General features: G+C 37.2%; 19 protein-coding genes. 15 read left to right on the forward strand and 4 right to left on the reverse strand.

The features are described from left to right. The first annotated feature begins 275 nt into the window (after window positions 1-275). The 3 genes from ASE74_RS07230 to ASE74_RS07240 all read left to right on the forward strand — a co-directional run bounded on the left by ASE74_RS07230 (window position 276) and on the right by ASE74_RS07240 (window position 3,986). Window positions 276-2,309, forward strand: a complete 2,034-nt coding sequence (locus ASE74_RS07230; protein ID WP_055906313.1) for a M13 family metallopeptidase — start codon at window positions 276-278, stop codon at window positions 2,307-2,309. Between the two features lie 382 nt (window positions 2,310-2,691). Next, entirely contained in the window at window positions 2,692-3,492 is an 801-nt protein-coding gene (locus ASE74_RS07235) for a DUF2625 domain-containing protein (RefSeq protein WP_055906316.1), read from the forward strand. Window positions 3,493-3,521: 29 nt separating this feature from the next. Beyond that, window positions 3,522-3,986: a DinB family protein gene (locus ASE74_RS07240; protein ID WP_055906319.1), complete on the forward strand. Its 465-nt coding sequence runs from the start codon at window positions 3,522-3,524 to the stop codon at window positions 3,984-3,986. Window positions 3,987-4,000: 14 nt separating this feature from the next. Here the strand turns inward: ASE74_RS07240 and ASE74_RS07245 are convergent, their stop codons facing one another. Next, window positions 4,001-4,339: an MmcQ/YjbR family DNA-binding protein gene (locus ASE74_RS07245; RefSeq protein ID WP_082458680.1), complete on the reverse strand. Its 339-nt coding sequence runs from the start codon at window positions 4,337-4,339 to the stop codon at window positions 4,001-4,003. A 312-nt stretch (window positions 4,340-4,651) separates the two neighbouring features. Here ASE74_RS07245 and mnmD point away from each other — a divergent pair, with 312 nt between their 5' ends. The 7 genes from mnmD (at window position 4,652) to ASE74_RS07280 (ending at window position 10,493) form a co-directional block, all read left to right on the forward strand. Further along, window positions 4,652-5,332, forward strand: coding sequence for a tRNA (5-methylaminomethyl-2-thiouridine)(34)-methyltransferase MnmD (gene mnmD, locus ASE74_RS07250; RefSeq protein ID WP_055906324.1), 681 nt, complete (start codon window positions 4,652-4,654; stop codon window positions 5,330-5,332). Window positions 5,333-5,570: 238 nt separating this feature from the next. Further along, window positions 5,571-6,446 (forward strand): aldo/keto reductase, encoded by an 876-nt coding sequence (locus ASE74_RS07255; protein WP_369800137.1) that lies wholly within the window; start codon window positions 5,571-5,573, stop codon window positions 6,444-6,446. A gap of 150 nt (window positions 6,447-6,596) precedes the next feature. Next, a complete protein-coding gene (locus ASE74_RS07260; protein ID WP_055906328.1) occupies window positions 6,597-7,706 on the forward strand; it encodes an AI-2E family transporter in 1,110 nt (369 codons plus the stop codon). A 2-nt stretch (window positions 7,707-7,708) separates the two neighbouring features. Next, complete coding sequence (locus ASE74_RS07265) at window positions 7,709-8,005, forward strand: hypothetical protein (protein WP_055906331.1); 297 nt, start codon at window positions 7,709-7,711, stop codon at window positions 8,003-8,005. Window positions 8,006-8,016: 11 nt separating this feature from the next. Then, complete coding sequence (locus ASE74_RS07270; protein WP_055906334.1) at window positions 8,017-8,466, forward strand: hypothetical protein; 450 nt, start codon at window positions 8,017-8,019, stop codon at window positions 8,464-8,466. A 20-nt stretch (window positions 8,467-8,486) separates the two neighbouring features. Continuing rightward, window positions 8,487-9,293, forward strand: a complete 807-nt coding sequence (mazG, locus tag ASE74_RS07275) for a nucleoside triphosphate pyrophosphohydrolase (protein ID WP_055906337.1) — start codon at window positions 8,487-8,489, stop codon at window positions 9,291-9,293. 75 nt (window positions 9,294-9,368) lie between these two features. Further along, window positions 9,369-10,493, forward strand: coding sequence for an ATP-binding protein (locus ASE74_RS07280; RefSeq protein ID WP_055906339.1), 1,125 nt, complete (start codon window positions 9,369-9,371; stop codon window positions 10,491-10,493). On the opposite strand, the gene ASE74_RS07285 is transcribed toward ASE74_RS07280, so the two are convergent. Next, window positions 10,488-10,871, reverse strand: a complete 384-nt coding sequence (locus ASE74_RS07285) for a YchJ family protein (RefSeq protein WP_055906341.1) — start codon at window positions 10,869-10,871, stop codon at window positions 10,488-10,490. The genes ASE74_RS07280 and ASE74_RS07285 overlap by 6 nt on opposite strands. A 74-nt stretch (window positions 10,872-10,945) precedes the next feature. Here ASE74_RS07285 and ASE74_RS07290 point away from each other — a divergent pair, with 74 nt between their 5' ends. Genes ASE74_RS07290 through ASE74_RS07300 form a run of 3 tightly spaced genes read left to right on the forward strand, consistent with a single transcriptional unit; the run spans window position 10,946 to window position 12,629 of the window. Continuing rightward, entirely contained in the window at window positions 10,946-11,743 is a 798-nt protein-coding gene (locus ASE74_RS07290; RefSeq protein WP_055906344.1) for a tRNA pseudouridine(38-40) synthase TruA, read from the forward strand. Between the two features lie 36 nt (window positions 11,744-11,779). After that, entirely contained in the window at window positions 11,780-12,229 is a 450-nt protein-coding gene (locus ASE74_RS07295; protein ID WP_055906347.1) for a hypothetical protein, read from the forward strand. A 10-nt stretch (window positions 12,230-12,239) separates the two neighbouring features. Continuing rightward, window positions 12,240-12,629, forward strand: coding sequence for a hypothetical protein (locus ASE74_RS07300; RefSeq protein WP_055906350.1), 390 nt, complete (start codon window positions 12,240-12,242; stop codon window positions 12,627-12,629). Window positions 12,630-12,691: 62 nt separating this feature from the next. Here ASE74_RS07300 and ASE74_RS07305 read toward each other — a convergent pair whose 3' ends face one another. After that, the gene (locus tag ASE74_RS07305) at window positions 12,692-13,912 is read right to left on the reverse strand and encodes an FtsX-like permease family protein (protein WP_055906352.1); all 1,221 of its coding nucleotides are present in this window, start codon (window positions 13,910-13,912) and stop codon (window positions 12,692-12,694) included. A 179-nt stretch (window positions 13,913-14,091) separates the two neighbouring features. Here ASE74_RS07305 and ASE74_RS07310 point away from each other — a divergent pair, with 179 nt between their 5' ends. Beyond that, a complete protein-coding gene (locus ASE74_RS07310) occupies window positions 14,092-15,360 on the forward strand; it encodes an exo-beta-N-acetylmuramidase NamZ domain-containing protein (RefSeq protein WP_055906355.1) in 1,269 nt (422 codons plus the stop codon). Between the two features lie 149 nt (window positions 15,361-15,509). Then, window positions 15,510-15,716, forward strand: a complete 207-nt coding sequence (locus ASE74_RS07315) for a hypothetical protein (protein WP_055906358.1) — start codon at window positions 15,510-15,512, stop codon at window positions 15,714-15,716. 13 nt (window positions 15,717-15,729) lie between these two features. Here ASE74_RS07315 and ASE74_RS07320 read toward each other — a convergent pair whose 3' ends face one another. Then, entirely contained in the window at window positions 15,730-17,577 is a 1,848-nt protein-coding gene (locus ASE74_RS07320) for an ATP-binding protein (protein ID WP_055906361.1), read from the reverse strand. Window positions 17,578-17,595: the final 18 nt, after the last annotated feature.

A 17,595-nucleotide genomic window follows, 5' to 3' on the forward strand; every position in this document is an offset into this window, starting at 1 on the left:
AAATTTATGGAAAATAAAATGCTTTATGCTGAATCATTCTTGATAGCAATAATTTTTACAAGCACACAATAAATTTTGTTAAAAAATGTTAATAGTGTATAAAAGATTTAAAATTATGAAATCTATTAAAATCCAATTTTCAGCATCCGAACTTATCAGACGTTTGGGTTTAGCAAAAATTTACTACTGGTTTAACAAGTAATATTATTAGTATATTGTTTCAGTATTAATTTGTATTTCATAAATTTCGCTTCAAATACTAACTTATTAAGCGAATGAAATACCAAAATTTGAAAAGATATTTTGCGGCACTGGGTATTATTGCTGCTGGCTTTTCTGCAAATGCACAAACCAAAAAGTTTATCGACCCTGCCAACATGGATCTTTCCGTTAAACCAGGCGACGATTTTTATACCTACGCAAGTGGTTCTTGGGTAAAAAACAATCCTGTTCCCGCTAAAGAAACACGCTGGGGTTCATTTAACGAACTGCGTGATTTTAACATTAACGCAGTAAAATCTTTAGTAGAAGATGCAGCCACAGATAAAGCTGCTCCGGCAGGCTCGGTAAAACGCAGAGTAGGCGATTTTTATACCGCTGCAATGGACAGCGCAACAATTGAAAAGCTAGGTTACACACCCATAAAATCAGATTTAGAAAAAGTTAAGCAAATTAAAAATGTTCAGGGCGTTTTAGATCAGGTAGCGTATATGCGTACCAACGGCCTTGGTGGTGGCATGTTTGGTTTGGGTGTTGGCCAAGACCGCAAAAACGTAAATAAATATATGGTAAACATTGGGCAAGGTGGCACTACCCTGCCCGACCGTGATTATTACCTGAAAGATGATGCCCGCAGCGTAAAAATACGCGAGGCGTACAATACTTACATGGTTACCTTATTTACGCTAACCGGAAGTACTGCCGAAGAAGCAAAACAAAAAGCTGCAACTGTTTATAAGATTGAAAAGCAATTTGCAGAGGCGCAAATGAGCCGTTTAGAAATGCGCGATCCTTACGCTACTTACAACAAAATTACTGTTGCCGAACTGAACAAAAAGACTCCTGATATTAACTGGACAACCTATCTGCCTAAATTCAAAATCAAAAATCAGGATACCGTTCTGGTTTCTTCGCCTAAGTTTATGGCAAGTTTGGATGGAATGCTAAAATCGGTTCCTGTAGAAGATTGGAAAACCTATTTAGAATGGAACATATTAAAAGGTTCTGCCTCAAGCTTAAGTTCTCCGTTTGTTAAGGCAAGTTTCGCTTTTACACAGGCACAAACCGGGCAAAAAGTACAAACACCACGCTGGCAGCGCATGTCATCCTTAACAGATGGTACCATAGGCGAATTGCTTGGTCAGCTTTATGTAGCCAAGTATTTTAAGCCTGAAGCAAAAGAACGCATGAACCAGATGATTGTAAACTTACGCAAAGCGTTCGAAATCAGAATCAATGGTTTAGAATGGATGAGTGCTGAAACCAAACAAAAAGCACTGGCTAAACTACACGCATTTACACCAAAGGTTGGTTATCCTGAAAAATGGAAAAACTATGATGGTTTAACAATTAATAAAGGTACTTATTTCCAGAATTTACGTAATGCAAGTGTTTGGGGATATAATGAAATGGTTGATCAATTGGGTAAACCGGTTGACCGTAAGCGTTTTGGCATGACGCCACCAACAGTTAATGCTTATTACAGCCCAACTTTAAACGAAATTGTTTTCCCTGCCGGAATTTTACAATTCCCTTTCTTTGATCCAAATGCAGATGATGCCGTTAATTACGGCGGAATTGGTGCGGTAATCGGCCATGAAATGAGCCATGGTTTTGATGATAGCGGCAGTCAGTACGATGCTGCAGGAAATTTAAAAAACTGGTGGACAGCTGAGGATAAAGCTAAATTTGACGCTAAAACCAAGGCATTAGGTGAGCAATTTGATGGTTATACTGTACTAGATACTGTTCATGTAATTGGTAAATTAACCATGGGTGAAAACATTGGCGATTTAGGTGGTTTAAATGCAGCTTATACTGCTTTTAAAATGACAAAACAAGGCCAGAGTAACGAAAAGATAGATGGTTTTACTCCAGATCAACGTTTCTTTTTAGCCTGGGCACAAGTTTGGAGAGGCAACATTTTACCAGAAAGCGCGGCACAGTTAATTAAAACCGATCCGCATTCTCCAGGTCCGTACCGTACCATTGGCGCGCCTGTAAATATGGATGCCTGGTACAATGCCTTTGATGTTAAACCTGGCGATAAATTGTACAAAAAACCTGAAGATAGGATTAGAATGTGGTAATTTAAGGCGAAAGCTTGGAAGGTTAAGGGCTAAAAGCTTTTTCATTTCACAGGCTAGCTTAAACTTAATAGTATCCCTATATTACAAACGCTCCGGATTATTCGGGGCGTTTTGTTTTTCCTGGTGTAAAATAATACCCTTGTACATTTTGGCTGCAATGATTAATTCCTTTTAGCTGGTTAGTTAATTTCCGATTGGTATCTAACAAATTATACCATGACAACATCTGACTGTAAGATTATTCATGCGACCTTGATTCATGTTTTCACGAATCAACAATTACCCCATGCTCAATATTCCTTCTGAACAATCAAAAATATTCAACTCCTTTCGGCAATTCTTAATTATCATCCTATCTTTGAAAAAACATAATCACCTTTTCATGAAAAGTGCATCCAGAACTATCTTTATCCTCGCTTTAACCTTATTTTCTGCAACAGTTTTTGCTCAAGACAATAAATTAATAAGCCTTGAGGCATTAGTAAATAAAACAGACCCTGCATGGCCTTTGGTAAAGAAATGGATTGATTCTGCCAAAAACAAGGTTGAGGTTTTACCTGTAGACTCTGCCAAAGCAAAAGAGGTTTTATACAATGCCCAAATGACAACCTATGCCACACTTGGCTCTGTAATTTACAATACCGGTGGTATTATGATTGATAACGGATGGATAAGAATTTTGGGCTCGGGAAGTGAGAGATTAACAAGAAATATAGCCGAATGGAACAAGGGAAAAACAATTAAAGAGTATGGCGACAATATCCCTTACCTTTTAATTGCTGATGATGCCGTTGGTGGCTTTTTCGCTATTAACTATGGCGGTTTAGGGAAAGACATTAAAAATGTGTACTACCTCGAACCAAATACTTTAACCTGGCAGCCATTGGGTGCTGGTTATGGTGAGTTTCTTGTTTTTTGTTTCGACAGTGATCTCTCTAAATTTTACAAAGGCCTGCGTTGGAATAACTGGAACCAGTTTATTGGAAATTTAGATGGCACCAAAACCTATAGTTTCCGACCGTATTTATGGCAAGAAGGTACAGATATTGAAAAATGTACCAGAAAACTTGTGGGCATTGAAGATATGTACCGTTTCAACATTATGAAATCGAAGGAGCTTAATGCTGATAAAGGCATTAAAAAAGACGAGAGTAAAAAACAAGAAACCAAAACTGAGCAGTAATACCGATTATTGCCTGTAAAAACAATTAAATGTTAAATACAACCGCTACCATTACACAAATTAAAAATACCAGGCTTTTCATTCTTGAGTTGGTTAAAGATTTAAGTATTGAGGCATTGAACAAAATTCCGACAGGTTTTAACAACAACATTATCTGGAATATAGCGCATTTAACCGCTGCACAACAAAATATGTGTTATGTAAGGTCGGGTTTGGAAATCACTGTTGAAGAAAATCATTTCGCCCCTTTTTTAAGTGGAACAAAGCCAGATACTTTTATTGATAAAGAAGCAATTGATGCTATTTTCAGCGCATTATTAAATAGTATAGATCGCTTAATGGAAGATTATACGCAAGGTATTTTTAAAAATTTCGATCCGTGGGACAAACGTTATGGCATGAAACTAAACTCGATAGAAGATGCCATAAATTTTATTCCCTTTCATGAAGGGATGCATATTGGTTACATTATGGCTTTAAAAAAGCTGATATAAAAACCTCGCAAAATTTAAATGTATTTGGCTTGTATTTTCTTTGGTAATTTGGCCATAACCATCGCTCTAGATTCTGCTACCCTACTTTTAAGTTCTTTATCGTTTAAAACATCCAAGTTTTCAATCTGTATCCATTGCCTTTTCGCCATGTGATACGCCTGCGCAATACCATCTCTTGCAGCAAGTTCATCAAACTCATCAGGATTGCATTTAATAGAAAAGCTATTACCCTCATCAATCGCAATGATAATGTATATTTTCTCCTCAATCATAAAACAAAGATGTTCCCATTTCATGCCCTCGGTTGTGCCTGGCAAACTCAAACAATATTCTCTGAAAGATTCGATATCCATATTTAGGGTTTAGGGTTTAGGGTTTAGGGTTTAGGGTTTAGGGTTTAGGGTTTAGGGTAAAACCAAAGCTAATAACAAAAGTTTAAAGCTGAAAGCGAAAATGTCCGGAGTTGGGAGCCAGTAGTCCAATGCCTCTTCGGCCAGGCAAAGCATGAAGCAGATTATCCTGAAATCTTAAAATCTTTCTTATCCTATTCCTGTTAGATCCTATAATCCTATAATCCTTTTTATCCTGATCCTTTTTTATCCTGATCCTTTCTATCCTATTCCTATATTTGCAATCTTAAAAATAATCAATCCAAATCCTAGCGCATGAATATTATAACCCCTACTGCTGATGGTTCGAATACACTTTACAATGAAACAATTGGCGAACATTACCATAGTAAGCATGGCGCATTGCAAGAAAGTAAACATGTTTTTATTGATGCAGGATTGAAATTTGCATCTTCCGACCAACCTCAGATTTCCATTTTAGAAGTTGGCTTTGGTACCGGACTTAATTTTATTTTAAGCTTCGAATATTGTGAAGCAAACAACATTAACCTTAATTACACCAGCATTGAAGCTTTTCCGCTTACCAGCGAAGTAATTGAGCAAACCGGTTATTCGGCTTATGTTCCGGATGAGATTTGGGCTCAATTTACCACCAATTATGCTAATGCGCTAAAATCTGAACAAAAACTCTCCTCACTTTGTACATTAGAAATTCCGCATACAACACTTGCCGAATACCATACTGATAAAAAGTTTGATGTAATATATTACGATGCTTTTTCGGTTCAGCATCAACCAGAAATGTGGAGCGACGAGATAATTGCCCATGCCTGCAGTTTCTTAAAACCTGGAGGTACTTTTGTAACCTATGCCATTACTGGGAAACTGAAAAGAGCAGTTAAAGCCTGTGGATTTACCATAGAGAAATTACCAGGAGCACCTGGAAAAAGAGAAATGCTGAGGGCGATAAAGTCTAGAGAGATTGAGACTGCTTAGGTTTTTGGGCATTTTACCGGAAAACACAAATAGCAGCAAAGGATTATTTACCTAAACCTGGGTGCAGCGGCAGCCTCCGTTTTTTCTACGGAGCTATAGCGTAAAACAGGACTGACGATAATTGAAATAGCAGGTTGCTTTCCAGGTAAAACATGCCCATCTCATTTTAATGCAAATTTGATCTTCTGGAAAAACCACAACTTCCAAAAATTGTTAGCATTAGATTAATATTCATATTATGGAAAAAAGAACTTTAGGAAAAACCGATTTAAATATTGCGCCCATTGTATTTGGAGGAAACGTTTTTGGCTGGACGATTGATGAGCAAAAATCATTTGAAATACTGGATCATTTTGTAGATAGCGGTTTCAATTTTATCGATACAGCCGATGTATACTCGCGTTGGGTACCAGGAAATAAAGGTGGAGAATCAGAAACAATTATTGGCAACTGGTTAAAACAACACAATAAACGCCACGATGTAATTATTGCAACCAAGGTAGGCTCAGATATGGGGCAGGGTAAATCACTTAAAAAAGATTACATCATCAACCAGGTAGAACATTCTTTAACGCGACTGCAAACCGATTATATCGATCTATATTTTTCTCATTTTGATGATGAGACCACCCCCGTAGAGGAAACTCTAAGTGCTTACGAAACATTAATTAAAGCCGGAAAGGTACGTTGGATCGGTGCTTCAAACTTCTCTGCTGACCGGTTAAAAGAATCGCTGATTTATTCTACCGAACATAACCTGCCACGTTACGAAGTTTATCAGCCAGGATATAACCTTTATGATAGAGCTGATTTTGAACAGGAACATGAAAAAATCTGTTTAGATCATGGTCTTGGTGTGGTAACTTATTATTCGTTAGCTAGCGGATTTTTAACAGGAAAATACCGCAGCGAAGATGACCTGAAGAAAAGCCAGCGCGGTGGAGGCGTAAAAAAATTCATGAATGAGCGGGGTTACAAAATCCTGGATGCATTGGATCAGGTTGCTGGTCAACATCAAGTAGAGCAGGCATCAGTAGCATTGGCCTGGTTAATTTACCATCCATCAATAACAGCCCCAATTGCCAGCGTTACCGATTTAAGCCAGCTAAAATAATTTGTTGAAGCTGCAAACCTGAAACTCACACCCGAAGATATTTCTCTTTTAGATAAAGCAAGTATCTATTAAAAATAATCCCTTATATTTAAATGCCCGATTAATGAAACAATTAATCGGGCATTTTGTATTAAACAGGATTTAAAATATATGAAAGACAAATTATCATTTCTACCAAAGCTTGCATTGGTTCTTTTCTGTTTAATAAGCCTAACCTACATAGCTATTTTAGGGCAATCGTTACTTGCTCCCTTACTTTTCTCCTTTTTAATGGCCATTTTATTATTACCAGTGGGTAATTTTTTAGAGCGGCGTTTAAAATTTAAGAGAGGTCTGTCTACCTTGGTTTCAGTTATTCTGATGATTGCCATAATTGGGGGCATTATATATTTCTTTGGTAACCAATTGAGTGATTTATGGGCCGATTGGCCTTTACTAAAAGAAAAAGCCAACGTTTCATACCATGAATTGCAAAAATGGATTTCGCATACCTTTGGCGTAAATTCTCAAAAACAGTTGGATTATTTGAATGATAGTACCGAAAAAGCATTGGCCACAAGTGCGGCCATTGTAGCCACAACTTTAGCTACCTTATCTTCTACCTTGTTGTTTTTGGGCTTTACTCTATTGTTTACGTTCTTCATATTAAATTACAGACGGGTATTATTTACTTTTTTAACCTCCGTTTTCAGTAAAGAACATAAAGAAAAGGTTACCGAAATTGTTAGTCAGATTCAATACATCATAAAAAAATACATCATTGGTCTTTTCTTACAAATGCTGATTGTTACTGTGTTAATGATCACCGTACTCAGTTTACTCGGCGTTAAATATGCTGTTTTACTAGGCTTGGTGGCTGGTATTTTTAATGTTGTACCTTATTTAGGAATATTCTTTGCCTTGCTGGTTAGCTGTTTAATTACTTTTGCCACGGCCGGAGCGGGCAAAGTACTTTTGGTATTAATTGCCTTTGTTGGCGTACATGCAATTGATGGAAATGTGCTGATGCCGCTTGTAGTAGGCTCAAAAGTTAAAATTAATGCATTGTTTGCCTTTATTGGCATTGTAGTTGGCGAAATGATCTGGGGCATTTCGGGTATGTTTTTATGCATTCCATACCTAGCCATGCTTAAAATAATTTTCGACCGCGTTGATAACCTGAAACCCTGGGGCATTTTAATGGGCGAAGAACATAAACCCGACAAAAAGAAACGCATTTACCGCATTACAAAAAAGATTAAATTAGAGGAAAAAGATTAAAAATGGCCGAAAATAGATCGCCACATATTTTAAGCACTTCTGCCAACCTGTTAGGCATCTGTTTTATTGTGCTTACCTCCTTAAAAAAACTTGCCCTTACCGATGGCTCTTTAATTGATGAATTTGCTGTGGCTGCAGTAATGTTTTTTATGACGAGCTGTATTTTATCTTTTGTTTCAATGAGAAGAGTAAAAACAGCAAGTCAAAGGTTAGAAAAAGTTGCCGATTTTGTTTTTCTTTCCGGTTTGGTAATCTTATTTGTAGCCACAATATTAATTGCTTTTAACCTGATAAAATAGGATATTCAGTCATGAAACCTTTATTTGTATTAGTTATAGTATATGTTGCCTTATTAGCTTTTGGCGGTCATACTACATTTGATAAGGGAAATATTTTTGCAGGCAATATTGCCATGGGCGTAATGTTGCTTTTTACGGCAATTGGCCATTTTAAGTTTAAAACCAGCATGGCCGCCATGATACCTTTATTCATTCCTAAAAAGGTAGAAATTGTACTTTTTACAGGTGTGCTTGAAATTTTATTTGCAATTGGTTTAGCCATCGATAATACCCGTTATTATACCGGAATAGCCTTGATTGTTTTCTTCATCGCCATTTTACCTACCAATATTTACGCAGCCAAACACAGCATCAACTATGAAGATTTGTACAAACCCGGGCCCGGGCCAAAATATTTATGGTTCAGAATTCCTTTTCAGCTTTTCTTAATCGCCTGGGTTTGGTACTTTAGCATCAGATAAATTTAGCTTAAACCCACAACATGCCCAACAACCCGATTCCTGCCAGTGCCAACAACCCAGCCGATGCTTTTACACGTTTACTTACTGTATTGGATACCTTACGTACGCAATGCCCCTGGGATAAAAAACAAACAATGGAAACCCTTCGGCACCTTACTATCGAAGAAACCTACGAGCTAAGTGATGCGATTTTGGAAGGTGATTTAGATGAAATTAAAAAGGAACTTGGTGATGTTATGATGCATTTGGTTTTCTATTCGCGGATTGCTTCAGAAACGAATCACTTTAATATTACAGATGTTTTAAACGGGGTTTGTGACAAACTGGTAAACCGGCATCCGCACATTTATGGAGATGTTGAGGTACAGAATGAGGAAGATGTAAAACGCAATTGGGAGCAGATTAAATTAAAAGAAGGCAATAAATCAGTATTGGCAGGAGTGCCTTCTTCTTTGCCGGCATTGGTTAAGGCCGCCCGTATACAAGAGAAAGCCCGTGGAGTGGGTTTCGATTGGGAAGATAAAAACCAGGTTTGGGAAAAAGTTGAAGAAGAACTGCAAGAATTTAAAGCTGAATTTAATGTAGCCGACAATACCGCTATTGATATAGAAAAAGCAGAATCAGAATTTGGAGATGTTTTATTCTCTCTGATCAATTATGCACGCTTCATTAATATTAACCCTGAAAATGCCCTTGAAAAAACCAATAAAAAATTCATTAAACGTTTTCAATACCTCGAAACCAAAGCCAAAGAAAACGGAAAAGCACTGGCCGATATGACGCTTGCAGAAATGGACATATATTGGAATGAAGCCAAGAAATTATAGCTAAAAGGCGTAAATTCGCAAAATTCATATGAATTTTGCGAATGGAATCGCAAAATTTATATTAAATTTGCGATTATGATTTCAAGAGTAATTTCGGATTCTATCGAAAAACACCTTAAAGATGAAAAAGCGATCATCCTTTTAGGCCCCAGGCAAGTTGGAAAAAGCACGTTGCTTCATCAATTGTCGCCAAAATTTGCTAAACAGATTATGTGGTGGAATGGAGATGATGCAGATGTTAGAACAATACTAACCAATACCACGTCTACTTCATTACGTGCGCTTTTAGGGAAATCAAAAACACTGGTAATAGATGAGGCACAAAGGATTGATAATATTGGTATATCGATTAAATTAATTATCGACCAGCTTAAAGATATAAAAGTAATCGCCACAGGTTCATCAGCATTTGAACTTGCCAACCATATTAATGAACCGCTTACTGGAAGAAAATGGGAATACCATATGTTTCCCTTTTCATTTGGAGAAATGGTAGAAGAACATGGCTTACTTACTGAAAAAAGACTATTAAATCACCGCCTTGTTTATGGCTACTATCCTGAAATTGTAAATAATCCGGGTGGAGAAGAAATCAGGTTGAAGCAATTATCAGACAGTTACCTTTATAAGGATATTTTAATCTGGGAAAAAATACAAAAACCGGATAAAATGGAAAGATTAATTCAGGCACTGGCTTTTCAGGTTGGGAATGAGGTATCGTATAACGAGTTAGGCCAATTGGCAGGATTGGATAACCAAACAACTGAAAAATATATCGACCTGCTTGAAAAAGCATTTATTGTATTCAGATTGGGATCTTTAAGCCGTAATTTAAGGAATGAGTTAAAGAAAAGCAGAAAAATATACTTTTACGATAATGGAATCAGAAATGCAGTAATTAATCAATTCAGTCCTGCAGTATTACGACAGGACATTGGTGCACTTTGGGAAAACTTTGTAATTAGCGAAAGGGTTAAGTTTCTTGCATACAAACAGATTAACTGCAACCAATATTTTTGGCGCACTCATGCACAACAGGAAATAGATTATATTGAAGAAAGAAACGGGCTAATGAATGCTTATGAAATTAAGTGGAATCCAAAATCTACTGTAAAGTTTCCGAAAACATTTTTAGGTGCTTATGAAAATGTAAATACCAAAGTAATTACGCCAGATAATATTAGCGAGTTCTTGTTATGAGTAATATTCACCATCTACATAATACCATTTCCCATCTTCCAGTCTGAAATTCGATTTTTCGTGCAATACCTCAGTTTCAAACTTCTTATTCAGGTAAAAAGCTTTAAACTCAACCACATCAAAGTCCGAAAATACAATTTCGAGTTTAAGCCATCTGGTATTTTTTGCGCTGTTTAAATACGCGTTTTTCGAATGATTTTTTCTTTTACTTTCATGCGTAGTTTGGAAAAGATAATCCGCATCGGCCACCACAAATGCCGAATACCTTGAGCGCATTAAAGCCTCTGCCGTGGGCGCTGGCTTCATTTTTAAATGATAAGGCTGGCAACATTGCTTAAAGGTTAATCCACTCCCACAGGGACAGGTTATTACATCCATGATTAAAATTTAAAAGGCAAAAATAGGATTTAATATTCCTGCTGCTAAAATTTCCGTAAAATTGCAGCAGAAAAATGAGGTATTTCTTTCACATCGCCTATCAGGGTCAGTATTTTAGTGGATGGCAAAAACAGCCAGGGGTTAAAAGCGTTCAGGAAGTTATTGAACAAACACTTTCAAAAATTTTAAAAACGCCGATTGCCATTAATGGTTGCGGGCGCACCGATGCGCATGTGCATGCCAGTCAGTTTTTCTTCCATGCTGATATCGAAAAAGAAATCACTTTTGATCTGCTTTATATCCTCAACAAAGCATTGCCATATAACATTGCCGTGTTCGACATTATGAAAATGGAAGGTAAACCTCATGCCCGCTTCGATGCCGTTCAACGGAAATACGACTATTTTGTTCATACTTATAAAGATCCTTTCCTCAGCACACAAAGTTCATTTTATCAAGTTAATAATCTCGATTTTGATAAAATGAAAGCTGTTGTAGCACTTTTACCTCAGTACAAAGATTACAGGGCTTTTTGCACCCATCCGGATAAATACGAACATACCATTTGTAATGTAATGGAAGCTGCTTTATTTGTAAATCCAAAAGGTGATAGGTTCAGGTTCCATATTGCGAGCAACCGCTTTTTAGGTAAAATGATCCGCATTATAATGGGCAAATTATTAATGGTTGGTAAAGGAGAACTAAGTTTTGATGAATTTGAGAGTGAGCTGATTACGTTAAAGGCTGCTAAACTATCATTACCCGCCCACCCTACAGGCTTATACCTTTCCAAGGTTACTTACCCTTACCTTAATTTAGCACCCCGTACAGAGTTTATCCATGGCGAGGCTACACAGTGGATTTTACTTTAACTGTAGCGTTTTTACTTCGGCCCACGTTTAAAGGGTATGAAAGTCCAAATCTGTATTCTTTTATTTGCTCTTGCACTGCTATCTTTTGGCTGTAAAAAAGCAACAACAGTCGATGTGCTATTGGATGGCCATTATACAGGTGTTTTAGTAATTACCAACAGCGTAAAATCTGTACCTGAAACCCGACCGATTTCAATTACCTTAAAAGATGGCAGGTTTAACATCATGCCTAACGCCAATTCGAATCTTAAACCCTACGGAGGCAAAGGAACTTATACTTTCGAAAATGGAACGGGTTATTTTACTGATGAAGGCATTTGGACAGCAGATTTCGATTGGAACATGATTTTAAATGGCGAATACGATATCAGAAGCAGTGGCGTAGATTTAACGCTCAGAAGAAAAAGTAAAACAAAAACAGATTTATCTCCGGCTACATCTTATGCTACGCTGGAATACGAATACATTTTAAAAAGAACAAATTAAACTCTTATATATGAAAAATTTAATACTCTCCATCATTATCCTCTCGGCATTAGCTTTTGGTTGTAAAAAGAAAACGGAAGGAACCACCACTGGTTATTCTTTCGAAATAAATACCTCAAAGCAGATTGATGAAGCCAATTTAATATTGACAAAAATAAACGATAGCCGTTGTACATCAAGTGCTTTTTGTATTGGTCCTAGTTCAACGCAAACCTATTTCAAGCTGAAATCAGGTAATACTGAGCAGGAGATCATTTTATGTAAAGGAGATTGCGGTACCATAGGTGCTACAGCCAAATTGAAAATTAACGGAGTGAATTACGTAATCAAATTAATAGAAGTTAGTTTTCGAGAAGAGAATACTGCACAGACGGTAAAGGTTGAGTTAACAAGATTTTAGGTTTAGGTTTGCTTGGGCATCGAAAATTGATCTGTTCGATGACCCAAGTTTTTTACTTCACGCTATTTAAACCTGATGGCCTTCAATGGAGAAACCTTACTTATTAATAGTGAAGGGATGATCAAAACGGTTAAACATACCACCACTGTAACCACGTTAAGCAACAGCACATCAATAAAATGAAATTCTATTGGTGCGTAAGCCAGAAAATAAGAGGCCTGGTTAAGTTTAAAAATATGTGTTGATTGCTGTAAAAAACCAAGGCCTAAGCCTAATATATTACCAAGCAAAAGACCGATACCAATTAGATAAGCTGCATTGTAGAGAAAAATCTTCATGATGCTCCAGTTAGTAGCCCCAAAAGATTTTAACATACCAATCATATTTGTTTTCTCTAAAATCATGATGAGTAATGCCGTTACCATGTTAATTACGCCAACAATAAGCATTAAAATTAACAGCACATTGGTATTTACATCCAGTAATCCTAACCAGGTAAAAATATTAGGGAAATTTTCTTCAATAGAATAAGAACGTAAATTACGTGGTAGCCCTTCGTAAATTTGATCAGCAATGGGTTTAAGTCTGTTAAAATCTTTAATCCTGATCTCTATGCCGCCAATTTCGTTGGCATTCCAATTATTTAAGCGTTTAATTATATTCAGGTTGCCCAGTACAAAACCCTTGTCGATATCTTCTACACCAATATCATAAATGCCTACAATTTTAAATTTACGCGGGCGTAACTGATTCTGAACAAAATACATGATAAAATCATCGCCAGTTTTGAGCTTTAGCCGGTTGGCTGTATAATTGGAGATTAAAAGTTCCTGCATGGCAGCGGTACTATCTGCAAAATCGATAATTGTGCCGCTGATGATGTGCTGTTTAATGTAATCCCACTTATAATTTTTATCTACACCTTTAAAATTAATCCCTTCTATTTCATTATTGGCCGAAAGGATGGCTGGTTTGGTAGCAAATGGATAATAATATTCTATATCACTATTGGTTTTAAGCATTTTCTGCGTTTCGGCATCAAGCACAAAAGGCGAATGTTCAAAAGAATTGTTCAAATCATAGCGGGTAATCTGCACATCGCCCAAATAGCCCCTCACCTTATCCTGAATTTCTGTTTTAAAACCTTTAATAATGGCGATTGAAAGAATCATAACAGCCAAACTCAACATTACCCCTGCTATTGCAATGCGAACAATCAGTTTTGAAAAAGTACGTTCAGATTTAATGGCTATCCGCCCTGCTATGAAATATTCGAAATTCAATTTAATCTATTTGTTAAGTAACAAAAATGCTCAATTCCTTTTAAAAAATGGCATTTTAAAAAATAAATAACCAACTTTAAAGATCCTTCATCAAGTTATAATGAGCCGGTACCATAGCATCAATCAAAATATTGGGTAAATTGTTTTGTTATAATACCGAAAGATAAGAATTACTGAATATGAAAAACTACATCAGCTTTGCTTTAACCAGTTTAATTGCATTATCGGCCTGCGGACAGCCAAAACCACTGGAGCAGGAAGTGCTTGGCAAAAAAAGCCCTGAAAACAGGAAATTGATGATCAGGAGTGTTAAGCTTCCATCAACCTTAAAAACAGGTGCCGAACAAACCGAAAAATACCTCTCTATTTTAAAAGGAAAGCGGGTTGGCATGGTGGTAAATCCAACCTCGGTTATCGGCACAGAAACTTCGGTTGACAGCCTATTAAAACTTGGCGTAAAAATTCAGAAAATATTTGGCCCTGAACATGGGTTTAGGGGCAATGCAAGCGCAGGTGTTACCGTTAATGACGATGTAGATACCAAAACAGGCATAAAAGCCATTTCGCTTTATGGTAAGCACAGTACCCCTACTGCAGAGGATTTGGCGGATATTGATATAATGGTTTTTGATATTCAGGATGTGGGCGTACGCTTTTACACGTACATAAATACTTTGCAGCACGTAATGGAAGCCTGCGCGGTAAACAATAAAACCTTATTGATATTAGATCGCCCTAATCCGAACGGCTATTTAATTGATGGCCCAATATTAGATCCTAAGTTTAAATCAGGTATCGGCGTACAACCCATTCCAATTGCACACGGCTTAACTGTGGGCGAATATGCACAAATGTTGAATGGCGAAGGCTGGTTAAAAGATAAAGTGAAATGTAAAATCACGATCATCAAAAATGCCAATTATAACCACGACATGGAATATACTTTGCCTGTTAAACCTTCTCCGAACTTAAACACACAGCAATCCATTTTACTTTATCCTTCTACCTGTTTATTTGAGGGCACTTATTTAAACCATGGCCGCGGAACAATGTTTCCTTTTACTGTGGTTGGCGCACCTTATTTAAAAGGTAAATTCGATTTCAGTTTTACGCCAAAAAGTATAAAAGGCATGTCGGAAACACCATTATTTCAGGATCAGGTATGTTATGGCCTGGATTTAAGAAATTACGACACCTCAATACTTGTAAAATCAAAGCAGGTAAACATCAGTTGGTTAATTGAATTGTATAATGCATCGCCAAGAAAAGAAGATTTCTTTAACAGCAAACTGAGTAAAGAGATGGGAACTATTGAGAGATTGGTTGGTGTGGCCGATTTTAGGCAACAGGTAATTGATGGAAAAAGCGAGGAAGAAATCAGGGCAAGCTGGGAACCTGGCTTAAGTGCTTACAAAACGATGCGTAAAAAATATTTACTTTATGATTAAGAGTTGAATGTTTGAGAGCTTGAATGGCAGAAGAAGTAATCCTTAAATTGCGCTGGCAATTCTTTTCAAACTTAACCGAAAGAGGTTTGTTGTTATAGATAATTGATAGGCACTGTGCCATTCAATCATTTAAACTCAATAATTTAGTTATGAGCGGTCCGAAAGTTAAAAGTGATAAACCTGGAAGCAATTACCAGGAAGAGGTGCCAAAAGGCAGAGAACCAGTTGACCATAAAACGGTTAGAAAAGAAAACGACAGTACGCCAAATAAGGCACCTAAAACCAATGATCCTGCTAAGCAGCGAGAACTGGAAGAGCAACCTGTTCATCCGATTAAAAAAGCACCAAAAGAATAATTTATGGTTCTACTTAAATTTTCAATGCAAAAGAAAAAGTAGAACCTTTACCTTCTTCGCTCTCCACCCAAATTCTGCCACCTTCATTTTTAATAATTTCTGAAGAAATATACAATCCAAGGCCTAAGCCTGGGTAGGTATGTTGTAGATTGCCGCCTACGCGATAAAACTGATCGAAAACCAGGTGTTGTAGTGCTTTGGAAATTCCGATACCATAATCGCGCACACTTAAAATCACTTGATTATGCTGCGTATAGGTAATTACATCAATCTGGTTGGCATCTGTAGAATATTTAATGGCATTTGATAAAAAGTTGGTAATTACCTGCCCAATACGTTCGCGATCAAAGTAAACTATACCATTACTTTTTAAATCAACTGTAATACGGTGTTTGGAAGTAATGTGCTGCATTTCATCAACAATCTCTGTCACCGCCTGATCGAAATCGAATTTTGTAGGATTAAAGGTCATTTTACCGGATTGAATTTTGGTTACATCAAGCAAATCACCAATTAAACCAGTTAAGCGGTTTAACTGAAGGTCCATTTTGTGCACCATTGCGGCCTTTTTATCATCACCTTCATTCCTGATCATTTTTTCCAACACCTGGGTATAGGCCTTAATACTGGTAACGGGTGTTTTCAACTCATGGCTTGCAATGCCTAAAAACTCATCTTTCTGTTGCTGAAGCTGCACCTGTTTGGTTACGTCCATTGCGGCATGTAAAATGGCGTAAACTTCACCATCCGCATTTCGTAAAGGTTTATAAGTAAAATTAAACCATAGTTTTTGCAGCTTACCATCTACAGGCAATATAGCTTCCTGTTGGTCGGCATGATATGGAACTCCGGTTCTATATACTTCTTTGAGGATATCAACAAAGGGTTGCCCTTTTAACTCCGGTATGGCATCTTCCATCGGTTTTCCAAGTACACTTTTATCTTTACCCCAAAACTGTAGCATTTCATCATTGGCTAAAGAAATAATAATATCTTCGGTTTCGTAATAACCTGTGGCCATTGGTGTATCGAGCAATAAATTTCTAAAACGCGCTTCACTTTTAGCCATCTCCATCCGCGAAGTTACCAGGGAGGTAATCTCATTGGCCACCACCATAATTCCGGTAACTGTGTTGTGCTGATCGCGGATTGGATCATAAACAAAATTGAAATAACAATCTTGTAAGGTGCCCTCACGCTCTATCCTCGCCATGGTTTCGTAACCATAGTGGGCAACCCCGGTAGTGTAAACATTGGTAAGCAAATCATGAAAAGGCTGCCCTTTAAGTTCGGGCAAACCATCTATTAAATCTTTACTGATTACATCTTCCGTTTTGCCCCACAATTTTAGTAGGTCTGCATTTGCCTGCTCAATAACAAAGTTTTCGCCCTTTAAAATTCCAATGGCTACGGGCGCATCCAAAATCATTTTGCGAAACAGTTCTTCACTTGCTTTTACTTTTAACCTGGCATTTACCAATTCGGTAACATCTGTAGCATTATTAAGAATCCCCCAAACATTGCCTTCTTCATCTTTTAAAGGTTTGTAAATAAAATCGAAGTAAAAAGTTTGGAGTATGCCGTTAATGATCAGCATTACGCGGTCTTCTTTTGTTTCGTAAGCAATGCCGGTTTGGCGAACATTTTGTAAAATCTCTAAAAAAGGCTGACCTTCCAGCTCTGGCAAAGCAATGGCAAGTTCTTGCCCTATAACATCACGCTCTCGCCCCCACGCTTTAAGAATTGCCTTGTTGGCTACTTTTATAACCATCTTTTCTCCGATATAAAGGCCAATTGGCATCGGAGATTCTTCAATTAAGGTGTAAAAAATAGTAGCGTTATCGTCAAGGTTAATTTGCATATGGGGGATAAAAAAACA

Source organism: Pedobacter sp. Leaf216 (genome assembly GCF_001421515.1).
Taxonomy (GTDB): Bacteria; Bacteroidota; Bacteroidia; order Sphingobacteriales; family Sphingobacteriaceae; genus Pedobacter.

Bases quoted from the DNA above. Each gene is read 5' to 3' on its own strand.
- ASE74_RS07295 (WP_055906347.1), top strand. From the start codon at position 11,780: ATGAAAGTCCAAATCTGTATTCTTTTATTTGCTCTTGCACTGCTATCT.
- ASE74_RS07230 (WP_055906313.1), top strand. From the start codon at position 276: ATGAAATACCAAAATTTGAAAAGATATTTTGCGGCACTGGGTATTATT.
- ASE74_RS07310 (WP_055906355.1), top strand. From the start codon at position 14,092: ATGAAAAACTACATCAGCTTTGCTTTAACCAGTTTAATTGCATTATCG.
- ASE74_RS07320 (WP_055906361.1), bottom strand. From the start codon at position 17,577: ATGCAAATTAACCTTGACGATAACGCTACTATTTTTTACACCTTAATT.
- ASE74_RS07255 (WP_369800137.1), top strand. From the start codon at position 5,571: ATGGAAAAAAGAACTTTAGGAAAAACCGATTTAAATATTGCGCCCATT.
- ASE74_RS07260 (WP_055906328.1), top strand. From the start codon at position 6,597: ATGAAAGACAAATTATCATTTCTACCAAAGCTTGCATTGGTTCTTTTC.
- ASE74_RS07240 (WP_055906319.1), top strand. From the start codon at position 3,522: ATGTTAAATACAACCGCTACCATTACACAAATTAAAAATACCAGGCTT.
- mazG (WP_055906337.1), top strand. From the start codon at position 8,487: ATGCCCAACAACCCGATTCCTGCCAGTGCCAACAACCCAGCCGATGCT.
- ASE74_RS07290 (WP_055906344.1), top strand. From the start codon at position 10,946: ATGAGGTATTTCTTTCACATCGCCTATCAGGGTCAGTATTTTAGTGGA.
- mnmD (WP_055906324.1), top strand. From the start codon at position 4,652: ATGAATATTATAACCCCTACTGCTGATGGTTCGAATACACTTTACAAT.
- ASE74_RS07235 (WP_055906316.1), top strand. From the start codon at position 2,692: ATGAAAAGTGCATCCAGAACTATCTTTATCCTCGCTTTAACCTTATTT.
- ASE74_RS07280 (WP_055906339.1), top strand. From the start codon at position 9,369: ATGATTTCAAGAGTAATTTCGGATTCTATCGAAAAACACCTTAAAGAT.
- ASE74_RS07245 (WP_082458680.1), bottom strand. From the start codon at position 4,339: ATGGATATCGAATCTTTCAGAGAATATTGTTTGAGTTTGCCAGGCACA.
- ASE74_RS07265 (WP_055906331.1), top strand. From the start codon at position 7,709: ATGGCCGAAAATAGATCGCCACATATTTTAAGCACTTCTGCCAACCTG.
- ASE74_RS07300 (WP_055906350.1), top strand. From the start codon at position 12,240: ATGAAAAATTTAATACTCTCCATCATTATCCTCTCGGCATTAGCTTTT.
- ASE74_RS07270 (WP_055906334.1), top strand. From the start codon at position 8,017: ATGAAACCTTTATTTGTATTAGTTATAGTATATGTTGCCTTATTAGCT.
- ASE74_RS07285 (WP_055906341.1), bottom strand. From the start codon at position 10,871: ATGGATGTAATAACCTGTCCCTGTGGGAGTGGATTAACCTTTAAGCAA.
- ASE74_RS07315 (WP_055906358.1), top strand. From the start codon at position 15,510: ATGAGCGGTCCGAAAGTTAAAAGTGATAAACCTGGAAGCAATTACCAG.